Raw genomic sequence first — 14,526 nt, forward strand, 5'->3', positions numbered from 1 at the left:
CTCCAGCGTCGAGGGGTTCTGGTTGTGGCAGCCGGGTTGTCGCCACAACGGGGAAGCAGGACCCTTCTCAGGTCCCGGTAGGTACCCGCCGCGCGGCATCGACCCCGTCGACGGTGATGTAGCCCTGTTCGGCGCGCCTGCGCTGCCGGTGAGGTCTCAGCGCAGCGGAGCGCCCCACCGAACCTGTTCGCGCAGTTGCGCCTTGAGTAATTTGCCGCCCGCGTTGCGGGGGAGGGGCTGGTCGACCACGGTGACGTATTGCGGGACTTTGAAGTCGGCCAGCTGCTTCCGGCAATGCGCGATCACGGTGTCGATATCGATCGCCGCGCCGTCGGCGAAGAGCACCGCACCCACCTTCTCACCCATGACGTCATCGGGTACGGCGAGTACGGCCGCGTCCGCGACCCGCGGTGCCGCCAGCAGGGCGGCCTCGACCTCGACGCTGGAGACGTTTTCTCCGCCGCGATTGATGATGTCCTTGATCCGGTCGACGATGTGCACGCGCCCGGCATCGTCGACCCGCACGACGTCACCGGTGCGTAGCCAGCCCCGCAGCAGAGCCGCGTCGGTGGCTTCCGGTCGATTCCAGTACCCGCCGGTGACATTCGCGCCGCGCGCCAGCAGCTCACCGACCGCGGGATCACCATCGATCGGTGCCACCGCGAGCCGCACCGACGGCACCGCGTAGCCGACCGAATCGGCGTGGGCGACGGCGTCGTCATCGGGCAGTAGCGTCATCAGTGAGGCGGTCTCGGTCATGCCGTAACCGTTGAAGACGGTCGCGGCCGGGAACGCCGCCTGCACGTCCCGGACCAGTGCCGGTGCGATCGGCGCACCGCCGTAACCGACCCATCGCACCGCGGACATATCGGTGGTGGCGAAATCCGCGTGCCGCAGCATGAGTGCGTACATGGCGGGCACCGTCACGATGAACGAGATACGTTCGGCGGGTACGGCGGCGATCATCCCTGGCACGTCCCGTCCGGGCATGATCACCGAGGTGCCGCCGAGATACGCGGCGACCAGCAGTTGGGAATTGCAGCCGGTGACGTGGAACAGCGGCACCGAGATCAGTGTCCGCAACTGTGCGCCGATATCGCGGGGCAGGCCCAGGCAGCGAACCATGTTCTCGGCATTGGTCAGGAACGCCTCATGGGTGGTCGGCACACCCTTCGGCTTTCCGGTGGTGCCGGAGGTGTAGAACAGCGCGGCGAGATCGTCGTGGCGAAGTCCTTCGGCGACATAGGGCTCGCCATCGGGTAGCGGGGTGCCGGGTGACAGGTCCTCCCGCACGCCCGCGTCGGCGAGGACGAATTCGATATCGGGCTCGGCCGAGCGGGTGTTCACCGCGACGGCGATCCCGCCGGCCAGCACCACGCCCCAGAAGGCGAGCACCCAGTCCGCGCCGGCCGGGTAGCGGATGGCCACCCGGTCGCCGCGGGTGAGCCCGCCCGCGTGTAAGCCGCCGGCGATGCGGGTGGCCCGGTCCCACAACTGGCGGTAGGTCAAACGTTGCGCGCCCGTTTCCACGACCGCCTCGGTGCCAGGGCTGGTCTCGGCTCGATGGCGCAACAGGTCGAGCAGGGTCGCGGGTAGGTCGGTGTAGTGCGGCACGCCGTCGGCGTCGAGGGTGACGCCTGTGGTGTCGAACGGGTTGTGGGCGCGCGGGATCTCGATCACGGTGGTCTCAGTGGTCATGGTGTCTGCCGGAATTCGTCGGTGACTGGTCGGCGGCCTCACGCGGTGAAGTAGCGGCGCGGGTTGTCGACCAGCATGGTGGTGATCTGGTCCTCGGTGACGCCGCGTGCCCGCAGGGCAGGCAGCACGTCATCGCTGATGTGGGTGAAATTCCAGTTCGGCACCGCGGCGGCCTTGCCTTCCTCGCTGAACCAGTCGATGAAGCAGGCCGCGTCGTGGGCGAGCACCATCTTCTCGGCGTAACCCCGTTCGGCCAGCGCGGCCACCGTGGCGACCCGTTCCTCGAACGGCAGCAGCACATCGAGTCCGAAACGGTCCATTCCGAGATAGGAGCCCGCGTCGGCGATTTCGCACAGGTAGTCCAGGTCGGTGCTGTCACCGGAATGCCCGATGACGACCTTGGTCAGATCGGCACCTTCGTCGGCGAGGACCTTCTGCGCCACCAGCCCGGAGCGGGTGTGCGGATTGGTGTGCACGGTGATCGGCGCACCGGTTTCGACATGGGCGCGGGCCACCGCGCGCATGATGCGCTCCACGCCCGGCGTCAAACCCTGCTCCTCGATCGCGCATTTGAGGAAAGCCGCCTTCACGCCGGTGTCCGCGATGCCTTCGCGGATGTCCTTGACGAACAGCTCCACCATCGGTTCGGGCACATCGAAGAGCAGCCCCGGACCGGTGTAGTGGAACTGGAACGGCACCTCGTTGTAGGTGTAGATGCCGGTCGCCGCGACGATATTGATGTCGACCTGCTCATTGATGCGCTGGATCCGGGGCAGGTAGCGGCCGAGGCCGATCACGGTCGGGTCGACGATCGTATCGATGCCGCGCGCCTTGCACTGCCGCAACTTCTCCACGGCATCCGCGACCCGCGCGTCCTCATCCCAGTGGTTCGGGTAGTCCGGATAGTTCTGCTGGATTTCGCTGCCGAGAACGAAGACGTGCTCGTGCATCAACACCTGACCGAGGGCTTCGGTGTCGACGGGGCCGCGGACGGTTTCAACTGTGGGCATCGGGATTCCTCTGCGCTATCGCCGGTCGAAGGGATGCTGGTGTGATGCGCACCACGCTTCGTGAGACACTGAAGGAGTGTGTCTCACCTGGCGGGGATCCGTCAACCCCCACTCGGGGCGTTGGTTCGCGGTCTGTCCCCGGATATGAGGAGATGGACGGGTGATCGCTACTTCCGAAGGGCGTCGTGCGATCGATGCCGCCACGAAGCTGTATCTGGCGGGCGAACCGCTGGACATGTCGGTGCTGGCCCGCACCCTCGGGATCGGCCGGGCGACGCTGTACCGGCATGTCGGCAATCGCGACGAGCTGATCGCGACGGTGCTGGCCGAGGCCACCGAGCGCACCTACCGCAAGGCGATTGCGGCCGGCTCCGGCACCGGGGCCGAACTCATCCTCGATGTGCTGGAACGGCTGATGCGGGCGGTGTCCGGTTCGGAACCACTGCTCGCGCTGACCCGCCGGGAACCGCAGGTGTTCATCCGGCTGGCGCTGCTGCCCGGCGTCATCGAATCCACCTCGGCCCGGTTGATCGCGGAGATGCTCGACGAACAGCAGCAGCTGGGGCATCTGCGGTTGCGCATGTCGAGCCGGGTGCTGGCCGATGCCATCGTCCGCATCTGCGATGTGCACCTCTACGCGCCGTTGCTGGGTGGGGACGTGCCGCAGATCGACACCGCTCTCGACATCGTCGCCCTGCTCCTCGGGTACGAACGTCTGCCCCGCGAAGGGTCTGCCGACTGAAGGGCCGATTGTGCTGCTGGGTCACGAGTTTCGGTACTGCCGTGCGATTTCGGATGTCAAATGCGTACTCGGACGGCACAATAGGTAAGTGGAAGCCAATGGGGGAGCGCCGGAACTGATCGCGCTGGATGTGGACGGCACGCTCATGCCCACCGGCGAGCCGATCAGCGAGCGGGTCGTCGCCGCGGTTCGGGCGGCCGTCGACGCGGGCGCGCACGTCGTCATCAGCACCGGCCGCACCGTGCTCAAGACCCGGCCGGTACTGGCCGAACTCGGCCTGACCGAGGGCCACGCCCTGTGCTCCAACGGCGCCGTGCATGTCGACGTCGCTGCCGGCGATCCGGTGGCCGTGCACGCCTTCGATCCCCGGCCCGCGGTCCGGGCGCTGCGCGATCTGTTCCCCGAGATGATCCTGGCCGTGGAACGGGTCGGGATCGGCACCTGGGCCACCGGATTCAGCCCCGGCGAATACGACGTCGGCGGCGAATACCTGGTCGTCGACGAGCACACCCTGTGCAGCGAACCGACCCCGCGGCTCAACGGCTGGTGGCCGGAAGGCTCCACCGAGGAGCTGCGCCGGCTGTTGACCTTCCTGCGCGTGCCCGACGCCGGCTGGGTGTACGGCGAATACGGCCCCTGGCTCACGGTCTCGCGGCTCGGGGTGTCCAAAGGCTGGGCGCTGGAACGGCTGCGCACCGCACTCGGCGTGCCCGCCTGCGCCACGCTGGCCATCGGCGACGGCTACAACGACCGGGAAATGCTCAGCTGGGCAGCGCATTCGGTGGCCATGGCCAACGGACCCGCCGAAATCCGGGACATGGCAGATGAAGTCACCGCCGACGTCACCGCCGACGGTGTCGCCAAGATTCTCGAACGCTGGTTCCGTCCCTAGACCGCTGCGCCCCGGCCCGCACCCATCAGTAGCGCGAGCCGGCGCCGCGTAGGGAGACCCCCGGCGTCAGGCCGGCGCCGTCGCCGGCCCGGTCTCGGCCAGCACCTCGAGGTAGTGCGGGTTGGACATGATGCCGAGCACATTGCCGAAGGGGTCGACCACCGACGCGGTGATGAATCCGCTGCCGTCGCCGTGCTCGGTGATCGGGTCGTAGACGGTGGCGCCGAGGTCGAGCAGCCGGTCGAAAGCGGCCTGTAGGTCGTCGACGTGCCAGTGCAAGATCGCGCCGCCGGGGGCCTGCTTGCCGCCGGGCGCGTAGGCCCCGGCGATGAGGCCGAACTCCTGCTGGTAATCGCCGATCCGGAACTCGTAGTAGCCGCCGGGAACGTGGAAATACGGTGGGATGCCGAACACCTCGGTGTACCAGTCCTTCGCGGCCTCCAGATCGTCGGCGTAGAAATTCACCGTCGCCATGCCTCGCAACATCGTCTTCTCCTTCGGTTCGGTGTCGATGAATCCATCCTCGCGGTCAAAGTGCGCACCAAATGAGCACTTTTAGCGGCAGAATGAAATTCATGCGAGCCGATCGACTGGTGGCGACCCTGCTGCTGATGCAGAGCCGGGGGCGGGTCACCGCCGCCGAGATCGCCACCGAACTCGAGGTATCGGTGGCCACCGCCCGCCGGGATCTCGAAGCTCTGTCCGCGGCCGGTATCCCGGTGTATCCGCAACCGGGGCGTGGTGGCGGATGGCAATTGATCGGAGGTGCGCGTACCGACCTGAGCGGGCTGACCGCAGGGGAGGCCCGAGCCTTGTTCCTGCTCGCGGGACCGTCGGCGGGGGCGCAGCCCGAGGCGAAGGCCGCGCTGCGCAAGCTCGTGCGTGCCCTGCCGCAGACCTTCCGTAGCGAGGCCGAAGCCGCCGCCGACGCCGTCGTCATCGACCCCTCGCGCTGGGGCGCCACCGAACGGACGTTGCCCGCCGAGGTCCGCACGTTGCAGCGGGCGGTGGTGCAGCGCACCAAGGTCCGCCTGGATTACCGCACCCGCACCGGTGAACAGTTCGAGCGCTCGGTCGATCCGCTGGGTCTCGTCGACAAGGACGGCATCTGGTACCTCGTCGCGGGCACCGAACGCGGCAGGCGCACCTTCCGGGTCGACCGGATCGGCGCGATGGTGGTGACCGCGGAGCCGGCCGAGCGGCCGGCGGACTTCGACCTTGCCGAGGCCTGGGAACAGGTGGTCGAGGAGGTGGAGCGGCAGCGTTCGACCGTCGCCGCGACCGTGCTCATCAGCGAGCGGCTGCTCCCGATCCTGCAGGACCAGCAGGGGCGGCACTGCGTGGTCGACGGCCCGATCGAGGACGGGCGCGTTCGGGCCAGGGTCACCGCGCCGACGGCGTGGATGGTCGCTCAGCAGCTGGCCGGATGGGGCGATTCGATCGAGGTGATCGGGCCTGCGGACGTCCGCGCCGAGCTGGCTCGGATCGGCGCGGAACTGGTCGGCCGCTACGCCGGGGGCGGTGCGGGCACCTTGCCGTGAGAGCTACTCGAGGCGGCTATCCGTGCCACCACCGAAGAGCCGTTCTGTCGCACGAACTGCCGGGCGGTTCAGGCTGTGCGCAGAACAGACGCATCGGCCGCCGCGTGGTAGCGGTCGAGCACGATGTCGATCAGCGTCGAATGTGGTCCGAGGACCTGCGCGTGCACAAGGTCGGGCGCCTGCTTCATCAGTCGATCGGTGAGCAGGCCCGGTGCGAGGAACCACGGAGCCACCAGTAGGCGTTCCGCGCCGTGTGCACGCAACCGGGCCGCCGCCTCGGTGACCGAGGGCCCGGTGGTGGCGAAGCAGATCTCGGTCGACCAGCCGGTCATCGCCGCCAGCGATCGAGCGACCTCGGCGGTTCGGACATTCGCCGCGGCCGAGGACGAACCCACGGCGGCGACGGCGATGCCGAGCCGGGAATCGGGCAGGGCGCCGGCGTGACTGGTGCCCTCGCCACTGCCGCGCGGGCCGCGCATGGCCACAGTGCTGGTCCGAGCTGCGCCGACAACCGCGTGATCCGCGGCGATGACCCGGTCCCGCAAGGCCGAGACGAGCCGTGCGTCGGCGCCGAGGACGTCGGCCTGGATCAGCTCGAGCCGCGGATGCCGTGCGGCCGCGACCGCGAGCAACCCGGGCAGATCCACCCGGGCGTGAAAGGCGTTGCCGAGCAACAACGGCACGATGATCGCGCGCGTATGTCCCTGCGCCGCCACGGCATCGATCACCTGATCCACCGACGGTGCGTTCAGATCCAGAAAGGCAAGTCGCACATCCAGATCCGGGCGGGCTGCCGCGATCTGCTCGGTGACCGCCGTCATGGTGGCGGCCGAGCGCGGGTCGCGGCTACCGTGCGCGACCGCGATCAGTGCGGGCGCTCGGAAGCCCGCACCGTGCCCGATCCTCGCGTGGGTAGCCGCAGGCATCGTCAGGCCCCGGTTCCGACCTCGACCGCGGTGAGCGCGTCGCCCACCAGCCCCGCGGCCAGGGTGTTGCCGCCGGCCGGATCGATCAGCAGGAAGCTGCCGGTGTGCCGGTTGACCCGGTAGTCGTCGGCCGCGATCGGCTCGGCGACTCGCACGGAAATGCGCCCGATGTCGTTGAGCTCCAGCGATTCCGGGCTCGGCGCAGCCGACAGCCGCTGCTCGTCGAAGCGTTCGATCAGCTCACCGACGATCGCCTGGGTGGTTTTGGTGCCGTGCTTGAGCAGCAGCCGGGCGCCGGGGCGCAGCGGCTTGTCACCCAGCCAGCAGACGGTGGCGTCGAAGGTATCGATCGGCTCCGGCGCGTCGGCGGGGGAGGCGATGAGATCGCCGCGCGAGATATCCACCTCGTCGGCCAGGATCAGCGTGACGCTGCGACCGGGCTGCGCGACGGCCAGTTCACCGTCGGGGGTGTCGATGCGTTCGACGCTGGTGCGGATGCCGGAGGGCAGCACCACAACCTCGTCGCCGGGCGCGACCGAACCGGCCGCGATCTGGCCCGCGTAGCCGCGGTAATCGGGGTACTCGGCGGTGCGCGGCCGGATGACGTACTGCACCGGGAACCGCAGGCCCAGCGAATGCGTGCCCGAGCTGTCGGCGTCGACCGGCACCGATTCCAGGTGCTCGATCAGCGAGGGCCCGTCGTAGTACGGGGTGTTGTCCGACCGAGTGGCGATATTGTCGCCGTGCAACGCCGAGACCGGGATCTCCAGCACGTCCTCGCTCGACCAGCCGAGCGTGCTGGTGAGCTTGTTGAACTCGGCGGAGATCTCGGCGAACACCGTTGCCGCGTCGTCGACCAGGTCGATCTTGTTCACCGCGAGCACCAGCTTCGGCACACCGAGCAGCGCGAGCACCGCGGCGTGGCGGCGAGTCTGCTCGATGACGCCCTTACGCGCGTCCACCAGCAGGATCACCAGCTGCGCGGTCGACGCACCGGACACGGTGTTGCGGGTGTACTGCACGTGGCCGGGGGTGTCGGCCAGCACGAACGAACGCTTCGGCGTCGCGAAGTACCGGTAGGCGACGTCGATGGTGATGCCCTGTTCGCGCTCGGCGCGCAGACCGTCCACCAGCAGCGAGAGGTCCGGCGTTGACAGACCCTTGTCCACCGACGCGCGAGTGACGGCGTCGATCTGGTCGGCCAGCACGGATTTGGTGTCGTAGAGCAGACGTCCGACCAGGGTGGACTTACCGTCGTCGACAGAACCGGCGGTGGCCAGCCTCAATAGGTCGGACATGTCAGAAATATCCCTCTCGCTTGCGGTCTTCCATGGCGGCCTCGGAGACGCGGTCGTCACCGCGAGTAGCCCCACGTTCGGTGAGTCGTGATGCGGCGACCTCGGCGAGGATCGCCTCGTTGTCGGCGGCGTCGGACAGGATGGCGCCGGTGGTGGAGCCGTCGCCGACGGTGCGGTAGCGCACCGAGCGGGTCTCGAGCACCTCACCCTCGGCCGGGCCGCCCCACACGCCCGGCGTCATCCACATGCCGTCGCGCTGGTAGACCGGGCGCTCGTGGGCGTAGTAGATGCTGGCCAGGTCGACGTTCTCGCGGGCGATGTAGCGCCAGATGTCGAGCTCGGTCCAGTTGCTCAGCGGGAAAACCCGCACGTGCTCACCCGGTGCGTGGCGGCCGTTGTAGAGGTTCCACAGTTCCGGGCGCTGCCGCTTCGGGTCCCACTGGCCGAAGGCATTGCGCAGCGAGAAGATCCGCTCCTTGGCGCGCGAGCGTTCCTCGTCGCGGCGGCCGCCGCCGAAGACGGCGTCGAAACGGTTCTCGCTGATCGCGTCCAGCAGCGGAACGGTCTGCAGCGGGTTGCGGATGCCGTCGGGACGCTCGGTGAGCCTGCCGTCGGCCAGGTAGTCCTCCACCTTCGCCACATGCAGGCGCAGGCCGTAGCGCTCGACCACCTTGTCGCGGAACTCCAGCACCTCGGGCAGATTGTGCCCGGTGTCCACGTGCAGCAGCGCGAACGGCAGCGGCGCGGGCCAGAAGGCCTTGAGCGCCAGATGCAGCAGGACCGTGGAGTCCTTACCGCCGGAGAACAGGATGACCGGACGCTCGAATTCGCCCGCCACCTCGCGGAAGATATGGATGGATTCCGATTCCAGCGCCGCGAGGGTGTCGAAATCGGTGAGGCCGAGGGAACGTTCGCTGATTGTTTCGGTCATGAGCTGTGCAACCCGCATTCGGTCTTGGCGAGGCCGGCCCAACGGCCGCTTCGCGGATCGGATCCCGGCTCCGGCTTCCGCGTGCACGGAGCGCAGCCGATGGACGGATATCCCTCTTCCACCAGAGGATTGACGAGGATCGAGTGCTTTTCGATGTAGTCCTGCATCTCGTCGTCGGACCACGGCGCGATCGGGTTGATCTTCACCAGGCCGAACGCCTCGTCGAAGGAGATGAGCGGGGCGTTGGCCCTGGTCGGCGCCTCCACCCGGCGGATGCCGGTCACCCAGGCGTTGTAGCCGGCCAGCGACTTCTTCAGCGGCACCACCTTGCGCAACCGGCAGCATTCGCCCGGATCGCGCGCGAACAGGTCCTTGCCGAGCAGCTGATCCTGTTCGGTGACCGAATGCTCGGGGCGCACGTTGATCACGTTCACCCCGTACACCGCCTCCACCGCGTCACGGGTGCCGATGGTCTCGGCGAAGTGGTACCCGGTGTCGAGGAACAGCACGTCCACGCCGGAACGCACCTGCGCGGCCAGATGGACCAGCACACCGTCCTGCATGTTCGAGGCCACGATGTAGCCGGTGCCGAAGGTCTCCTCGGTCCAGCGCAGCAGGTCGAGCGCCGACGCGTCCTGGCCGAGCTCGGCGGCACCGCGTTCGGCGATGGCGCGCAGCTCGTCCTCGGACAGCTTGTTCGCGAGTTGTGTTGTCACTGTTGATCTCCCGTCACCTGATCAGGCGTGCTCATCGCAGGTCGGCCTCGTCGGCGCGCACTGCCCACTGTGCGAAACGCTCGCCCGCGTCGCGGTTCTTGACGAAATTGCGCACCACACGCTCGATGTAGTCGCCGAGTTCGGCGCTGGTCACCTTGTGCTGGCGCAGTTTCCGGCCGAAACCGCTGTCGAGCCCGAGGCTGCCACCCAGATGAACCTGGTAGCCCTCGACCTGATTCCCCTCGCCGTCGTCGACCAGCTGGCCCTTGAAGCCGATATCGGCGATCTGGGACCGGCCGCAGGAGTTGGGGCAGCCGTTGATGTTGATGGTGATCGGCACGTCGAGTTCGGCGTTGATGTCGGCCATCCGCTGCTCCAGCTCGGGAGCGAGCACCTGGGAGCGCTTACGGGTCTCGACGAACGACAGCTTGCAGAACTCGATGCCGCTGCACGCCAGCAGGTTCTTGCGCCAGATCGACGGACGCGCCTGCAGCCCGAGCGGTTCCAGCTCGGCGATCAGTTCCTCGACCTTGTCGTCGGCGACGTCGAGGATGATCAGCTTCTGGTACGGGGTGAAGCGGATGCGGTCGGAGCCGATGCGCTCGGCGGCCTCGGCGACCTTGGTGAGGATCGTGCCGGACACGCGACCGGCGATGGGGGAGAAGCCGACGGCATTGAGTCCGTTACGCAGCCGCTGTACGCCCACATGATCGATGGGCTTGTCCGGCTGGGCGGGCGCAGGTCCGTCGATCAGCTTGCGCTTCAGGTATTCGTCCTCGAGCACCTGACGGAATTTCTCGATGCCCCAGTCCTTGATCAGGAACTTCAGCCGGGCCTTGGTGCGCAGGCGGCGGTAGCCGTAATCGCGGAACACCGCGACGACCGCCTCCCACACCTCGGGCACCTCGTCCAGCGGGACCCACGCGCCGACGCGCTGGGCCAGCATCGGGTTGGTCGACAGACCGCCGCCGACCCACAGATCCAGGCCGGGCCCGTGCTCGGGATGTTCGACGCCGACGAAGGCGACGTCGTTGATCTCGTGCACCACGTCCTGCTGGCCGGAGATCGCGGTCTTGAACTTGCGCGGAAGGTTGGAGTACTCCTTCTTCCCGATGTAGCGGCGCACGATCTCCTCGATCGCCGGTGTCGGGTCGATGATCTCGTCCAGCGATTCACCCGCCAGCGGCGAGCCGAGGATCACGCGCGGGCAGTCGCCGCAGGCCTCGGTGGTGTGCAGGCCCACCTGCTCGAGCCGCCGCCAGATCTCCGGGACGTTCTCCACCTCGATCCAGTGGTACTGGACGTTCTCCCGGTCGGAGAGATCGGCGGTGTCGCGGGCGAACTCGGTGGAGATCTCACCGATGGTGCGCACCTGCGCGGCATTGAGCGCGCCGCCGTCGCAGCGCACCCGCATCATGAAGTACTTGGCCTCGAGCAGGTCGATGTTCTCGTCACCGGTGTAGGTGCCGTCGTAGCCCTGCTCGCGCTGGGTGTAGAGGCCCCACCAGCGGAACCGGCCGCGCAGATCACCCTTGTCGATGCCGTCGAAGCCGGTCTTGGAGTAGATGTTCTCGATACGTGCCCGCACATTGAGCGGGTTGTCGTCCTTCTTGGACTGTTCGTTGGGGTTCAGCGGCTCGCGGTACCCGAGCGCCCACTGACCCTCGGCGCGCCGCTTCACCGGCTTACCGGTGCGGGCGCGCGGGGCGGCCGCCGCGTCGGCGCGCGGGCGGTCCGGGCGGACCCGGCGCTCACGAGCGGGCGTGGCGGTTTCGGGCTGATCGGCGGGGCCGGCGTCGGTGCTCGACGTCATGGGGGCTGCTCCTGCTGGGTGTGTCGTACGTCCGTGCTGAAGGCGTGAGATGGGCTGTGCTCACGCCCGCGGTGTCAGCGGGCCGAAGTCCTCGATATCGGAATGGCCGGGAGAATGGGGATGGCCGGGGGTCCGGGAACGGGCGCAGCTGAGCTACCGGGAAGAACCGGGCAGACAACAGGCGCTGCAGACGCGCTTGAAGTCGACGTGGCGACGTGCCACCAGTCGTACTCCGATTTCGCGCATGGGCTTCATTGTGCCATGTCAGAACCTACGTTCCGACCGTCCTGCCAGTATTTTCCGCTCACAAGGGGGAAATTCCCTGGATCCGGGGGTCAATTGTGACCGCTCTCATAGTTCCGATCCGGGCCGGATGGGGGAAGTGTCCGATGTCGGCTGTGACTCGGCCCACAACGGTATTGACCTCGACCTTGCTCGAGGTCGCAGGCTCATCGGCATGAGCATCGAGACAACGCAGACCCACTACCGTCCTGCCGATACCGACACCGAACTCGCCGCGATCCGCGCCGTGGTCGACACCGTCGCCCACGCACAGGCGAACGAACTCGTCGACGAATTCGTCGGCCTGTTCCGCGAGGACGCCATCTGGACCACCGGCCACGGCAAGCGCCTGTTCGGGCGCGCGGCGATCGCCGAGTTCACCGCGCAAGTGCTGCCCGGCTCCACCGCGCACGGCTCCGCGAGCTACGAGGTGGAGCACATCATGTTCATCCGACCGGATGTGGCGGCGGTCAAGATCCGGCAGCGCTACTTCACCCTCGATGGCGAACTCGATAGCGAGGGCAGCCCGATGTACGTGATGAGCAAGGAGGACGGGCGCTGGATGCTCACCGCGAACCAGAACACGTCGGTCGTCGCCGAGTGATCGGGACGTAGCCGCGTGGGCGGCCGGTCATGACCGACTCCACCGCGCCGTCAAGGCCCCCAGTGCTCCGAGGGCGACAGCGGCTGCGGTGGAGGTCCGCAATACGGTCGGCCCCAGCAGCACCACCTCGGCGCCGGCCTCGGCCAATGCCGACAACTCCGCATCGTCGAGTCCACCTTCCGGCCCGACGATCAACATGATCGCGGGCGCGTCGCTCAGCGGTAGCGCGGTGAACCGGGACTCGCCGGACTCGTGCAGAGCCGCCACCACGGCGCCGTCCGCCTTGGCCGCGCGCACCGCCGTCAGCAGATCGGCGGTCCGGTGCAGGCCGGTGACCTCGGGAATATAGGGCCGCCGGGACTGCCGGGCCGCCGATTTGGCGGCGGCCCGCCATTTGCCGATGCCCTTGTCCGCCTTGGCCTCCCAGTTGGCGACGCAGCGGGCGGCTTGCCACGGCACGATGACGTCCGCACCGGCCTCGGTCATCAGCTCGACGGCCAATTCGGACCGGTCGGATTTCGGCAGCGCCTGCACCACGGTGACCGGCGGCTGCGCCGGTGCCGCGACCGTGGTGGACCGGACCGCGAGCTCGAGTCGATCGCGCTGTGCGGCAACGACTTCGGATTCGGCGAGCAAGCCACGTCCGTCGGACAGGGTGATCTGCTCGCCCACCCGGATGCGGCGCACCGTGGCGGCATGCCTGCCCTCGGGTCCGTCGAGCACGGCGATACCCCCTGGTGCGGGGATCTCGTCGAGATAGAAGACGGTCGCGGCCACTCAGCGTCCGCTGAAGGAGGCGCGCAGCCGGGCGAACAGGCCGCTGTTGTGCTCGGACTGCGCCGACATCACCTCGGCCCGCTCCCGGTCGCGCATGCCCTTGTACTTGCGCAGCAGATCGGTCTGCTTGCTGTCCAGCTTGGTCGGGATGACGATGTCGAGATGGGCGAGCAGGTCACCGCGCGCGCCCGACCGCAGCCGCGGCATACCGTGCCCGCGCAGTACCGACACCTCGCCGGGCTGGGTGCCCGGGGCGATGGTGAGCTCGGTGGGCCCGTCGAGGATGGTGTCGATGACGACCGTCGTGCCGAGGGCCGCGTCGACCATCGGGACCCGCACCGTGCAGTGCAGATCGTCACCGTCGCGGACGAACACATCGTGCGGTTGCTCGACGACCTCGACGTACAGATCGCCCGCATGACCACCACCGGGACCGACCTCACCCTGGGCCGCCAACCGCACCCGCATGCCGTTCGCGACGCCGGCCGGGATCGGCGCGGCGATCTCCCGGCGGGCGCGCACCCGGCCGTCACCGCCGCATTTGTGGCACGGATCGGGGATGGTCTCACCCGCGCCGCGGCAGGTGGGGCAGGGCCGGGAGGTCATCACCTGGCCGAGGAACGAACGCTGCACCGACTGGACTTCACCGGCGCCGCCACAGGTCTCACAGCGCACCGGCTTGGAATTGCCGTTGGTGCCCGCACCGTGGCAGCTGTCGCAGAGGATGGCGGTGTCGACGGTCAGGTGCTTGGTGACGCCGACAGCGCATTCGGCGAGGCTGAGCCGGGTGCGCACCAGCGAATCGGCGCCGGGCTGCACCCGCCCGCGCGGCTTACGAGCACCGCCCGTACCGCTCATGCCGCCGAAGAAGGCCTCGAACACATCGCCGAGGCCGCCGAACCCGGCGCCGGTGAAGCCGGCACCGCCGCCGCCCGACTCGAGCGGATCGCCGCCCATGTCGACGATGCGCCGCTTCTCCGGATCGGTCAGCACCTCGTAGGCCGCCGAGACCTCTTTGAAGCGTGCCTGGGCCGCCTCGTCGGGGTTGACGTCGGGATGCAGTTCGCGAGCCAGCTTGCGGTATGCGCGTTTGAGCTCCTGGTCGGTCGCGTTCTTCGCGACGCCGAGCAGTCCGTAGTAGTCCCGTGCCACTTGAGTTCTCTAGTCCTTGATCGCTGTCCACAGTTCCGACTGCGTACCGCCGGAGGCTGTTGGGCTCGTCCCTGGCCCGTACTGCTCCAACCGCACAGCATTAGTCGGGTTCACTCAACTTTATCCGGCCGGAGATTCGAGCGT

Annotated in this window: 15 protein-coding genes; 4 read left to right on the forward strand and 11 right to left on the reverse strand. The window is 68.2% G+C overall.

Annotated elements, in window-relative coordinates:
* Positions 1 to 156: 156 nt before the first annotated feature.
* Both AC4HOU_RS26410 and AC4HOU_RS26415 read right to left on the reverse strand, forming a co-directional pair.
* The gene (locus tag AC4HOU_RS26410; protein WP_490725505.1) at positions 157 to 1,698 is read right to left on the reverse strand and encodes a class I adenylate-forming enzyme family protein; all 1,542 of its coding nucleotides are present in this window, start codon (positions 1,696 to 1,698) and stop codon (positions 157 to 159) included.
* A gap of 38 nt (positions 1,699 to 1,736) precedes the next feature.
* On the reverse strand, positions 1,737 to 2,708 hold the full coding sequence (locus AC4HOU_RS26415) for a phosphotriesterase family protein (protein WP_194991446.1): 972 nt from the start codon (positions 2,706 to 2,708) through the stop codon (positions 1,737 to 1,739).
* Positions 2,709 to 2,868: 160 nt separating this feature from the next.
* On the opposite strand from AC4HOU_RS26415, the gene AC4HOU_RS26420 reads away from it, so the two are divergent.
* Together AC4HOU_RS26420 and AC4HOU_RS26425 are read left to right on the forward strand one after the other, a co-directional pair.
* A complete protein-coding gene (locus AC4HOU_RS26420; RefSeq protein WP_194991445.1) occupies positions 2,869 to 3,450 on the forward strand; it encodes a QsdR family transcriptional regulator in 582 nt (193 codons plus the stop codon).
* Between the two features lie 88 nt (positions 3,451 to 3,538).
* A complete protein-coding gene (locus tag AC4HOU_RS26425) occupies positions 3,539 to 4,342 on the forward strand; it encodes an HAD family hydrolase (RefSeq protein ID WP_194991444.1) in 804 nt (267 codons plus the stop codon).
* A gap of 66 nt (positions 4,343 to 4,408) precedes the next feature.
* Here the strand turns inward: AC4HOU_RS26425 and AC4HOU_RS26430 are convergent, their stop codons facing one another.
* Positions 4,409 to 4,828: a VOC family protein gene (locus tag AC4HOU_RS26430; RefSeq protein WP_163814081.1), complete on the reverse strand. Its 420-nt coding sequence runs from the start codon at positions 4,826 to 4,828 to the stop codon at positions 4,409 to 4,411.
* A gap of 89 nt (positions 4,829 to 4,917) precedes the next feature.
* Here AC4HOU_RS26430 and AC4HOU_RS26435 point away from each other — a divergent pair, with 89 nt between their 5' ends.
* Positions 4,918 to 5,883: a helix-turn-helix transcriptional regulator gene (locus tag AC4HOU_RS26435; RefSeq protein ID WP_194991443.1), complete on the forward strand. Its 966-nt coding sequence runs from the start codon at positions 4,918 to 4,920 to the stop codon at positions 5,881 to 5,883.
* A gap of 68 nt (positions 5,884 to 5,951) precedes the next feature.
* On the opposite strand, the gene AC4HOU_RS26440 is transcribed toward AC4HOU_RS26435, so the two are convergent.
* The 6 genes from AC4HOU_RS26440 to AC4HOU_RS26465 all read right to left on the reverse strand — a co-directional run bounded on the left by AC4HOU_RS26440 (position 5,952) and on the right by AC4HOU_RS26465 (position 11,822).
* On the reverse strand, positions 5,952 to 6,809 hold the full coding sequence (locus AC4HOU_RS26440) for a sirohydrochlorin chelatase (protein WP_194991442.1): 858 nt from the start codon (positions 6,807 to 6,809) through the stop codon (positions 5,952 to 5,954).
* A 2-nt stretch (positions 6,810 to 6,811) separates the two neighbouring features.
* Positions 6,812 to 8,107, reverse strand: coding sequence for a sulfate adenylyltransferase subunit 1 (locus tag AC4HOU_RS26445; protein ID WP_194991441.1), 1,296 nt, complete (start codon positions 8,105 to 8,107; stop codon positions 6,812 to 6,814).
* A 1-nt stretch (position 8,108) separates the two neighbouring features.
* Entirely contained in the window at positions 8,109 to 9,056 is a 948-nt protein-coding gene (cysD, locus tag AC4HOU_RS26450; protein ID WP_171048372.1) for a sulfate adenylyltransferase subunit CysD, read from the reverse strand.
* Complete coding sequence (locus AC4HOU_RS26455; protein ID WP_163814077.1) at positions 9,035 to 9,754, reverse strand: phosphoadenylyl-sulfate reductase; 720 nt, start codon at positions 9,752 to 9,754, stop codon at positions 9,035 to 9,037. The genes cysD and AC4HOU_RS26455 overlap by 22 nt, the downstream gene beginning before the upstream one ends.
* A gap of 31 nt (positions 9,755 to 9,785) precedes the next feature.
* Positions 9,786 to 11,567 (reverse strand): nitrite/sulfite reductase, encoded by a 1,782-nt coding sequence (locus AC4HOU_RS26460; RefSeq protein ID WP_163814076.1) that lies wholly within the window; start codon positions 11,565 to 11,567, stop codon positions 9,786 to 9,788.
* Between the two features lie 153 nt (positions 11,568 to 11,720).
* Entirely contained in the window at positions 11,721 to 11,822 is a 102-nt protein-coding gene (locus AC4HOU_RS26465) for an Ms4527A family Cys-rich leader peptide (protein WP_375154368.1), read from the reverse strand.
* A gap of 202 nt (positions 11,823 to 12,024) precedes the next feature.
* Between AC4HOU_RS26465 and AC4HOU_RS26470 the strand changes: the two genes are divergently transcribed.
* Positions 12,025 to 12,453, forward strand: a complete 429-nt coding sequence (locus AC4HOU_RS26470; protein ID WP_163814075.1) for an SgcJ/EcaC family oxidoreductase — start codon at positions 12,025 to 12,027, stop codon at positions 12,451 to 12,453.
* A 27-nt stretch (positions 12,454 to 12,480) separates the two neighbouring features.
* Here the strand turns inward: AC4HOU_RS26470 and AC4HOU_RS26475 are convergent, their stop codons facing one another.
* Entirely contained in the window at positions 12,481 to 13,230 is a 750-nt protein-coding gene (locus AC4HOU_RS26475; RefSeq protein ID WP_194989778.1) for a 16S rRNA (uracil(1498)-N(3))-methyltransferase, read from the reverse strand.
* A complete protein-coding gene (gene dnaJ / locus AC4HOU_RS26480; RefSeq protein WP_036534748.1) occupies positions 13,231 to 14,382 on the reverse strand; it encodes a molecular chaperone DnaJ in 1,152 nt (383 codons plus the stop codon).
* Between the last annotated feature and the right edge of the window lie 144 nt (positions 14,383 to 14,526).

Source organism: Nocardia sp. JCM 38205 (assembly GCF_058222935.1).

Bases quoted from the DNA above. Each gene is read 5' to 3' on its own strand.
- AC4HOU_RS26445 (WP_194991441.1), bottom strand. From the start codon at position 8,107: ATGTCCGACCTATTGAGGCTGGCCACCGCCGGTTCTGTCGACGACGGT.
- AC4HOU_RS26460 (WP_163814076.1), bottom strand. From the start codon at position 11,567: ATGACGTCGAGCACCGACGCCGGCCCCGCCGATCAGCCCGAAACCGCC.
- AC4HOU_RS26465 (WP_375154368.1), bottom strand. From the start codon at position 11,822: ATGAAGCCCATGCGCGAAATCGGAGTACGACTGGTGGCACGTCGCCAC.
- AC4HOU_RS26430 (WP_163814081.1), bottom strand. From the start codon at position 4,828: ATGTTGCGAGGCATGGCGACGGTGAATTTCTACGCCGACGATCTGGAG.
- AC4HOU_RS26435 (WP_194991443.1), top strand. From the start codon at position 4,918: ATGCGAGCCGATCGACTGGTGGCGACCCTGCTGCTGATGCAGAGCCGG.
- AC4HOU_RS26410 (WP_490725505.1), bottom strand. From the start codon at position 1,698: ATGACCACTGAGACCACCGTGATCGAGATCCCGCGCGCCCACAACCCG.
- AC4HOU_RS26415 (WP_194991446.1), bottom strand. From the start codon at position 2,708: ATGCCCACAGTTGAAACCGTCCGCGGCCCCGTCGACACCGAAGCCCTC.
- cysD (WP_171048372.1), bottom strand. From the start codon at position 9,056: ATGCGGGTTGCACAGCTCATGACCGAAACAATCAGCGAACGTTCCCTC.
- AC4HOU_RS26440 (WP_194991442.1), bottom strand. From the start codon at position 6,809: ATGCCTGCGGCTACCCACGCGAGGATCGGGCACGGTGCGGGCTTCCGA.
- AC4HOU_RS26470 (WP_163814075.1), top strand. From the start codon at position 12,025: ATGAGCATCGAGACAACGCAGACCCACTACCGTCCTGCCGATACCGAC.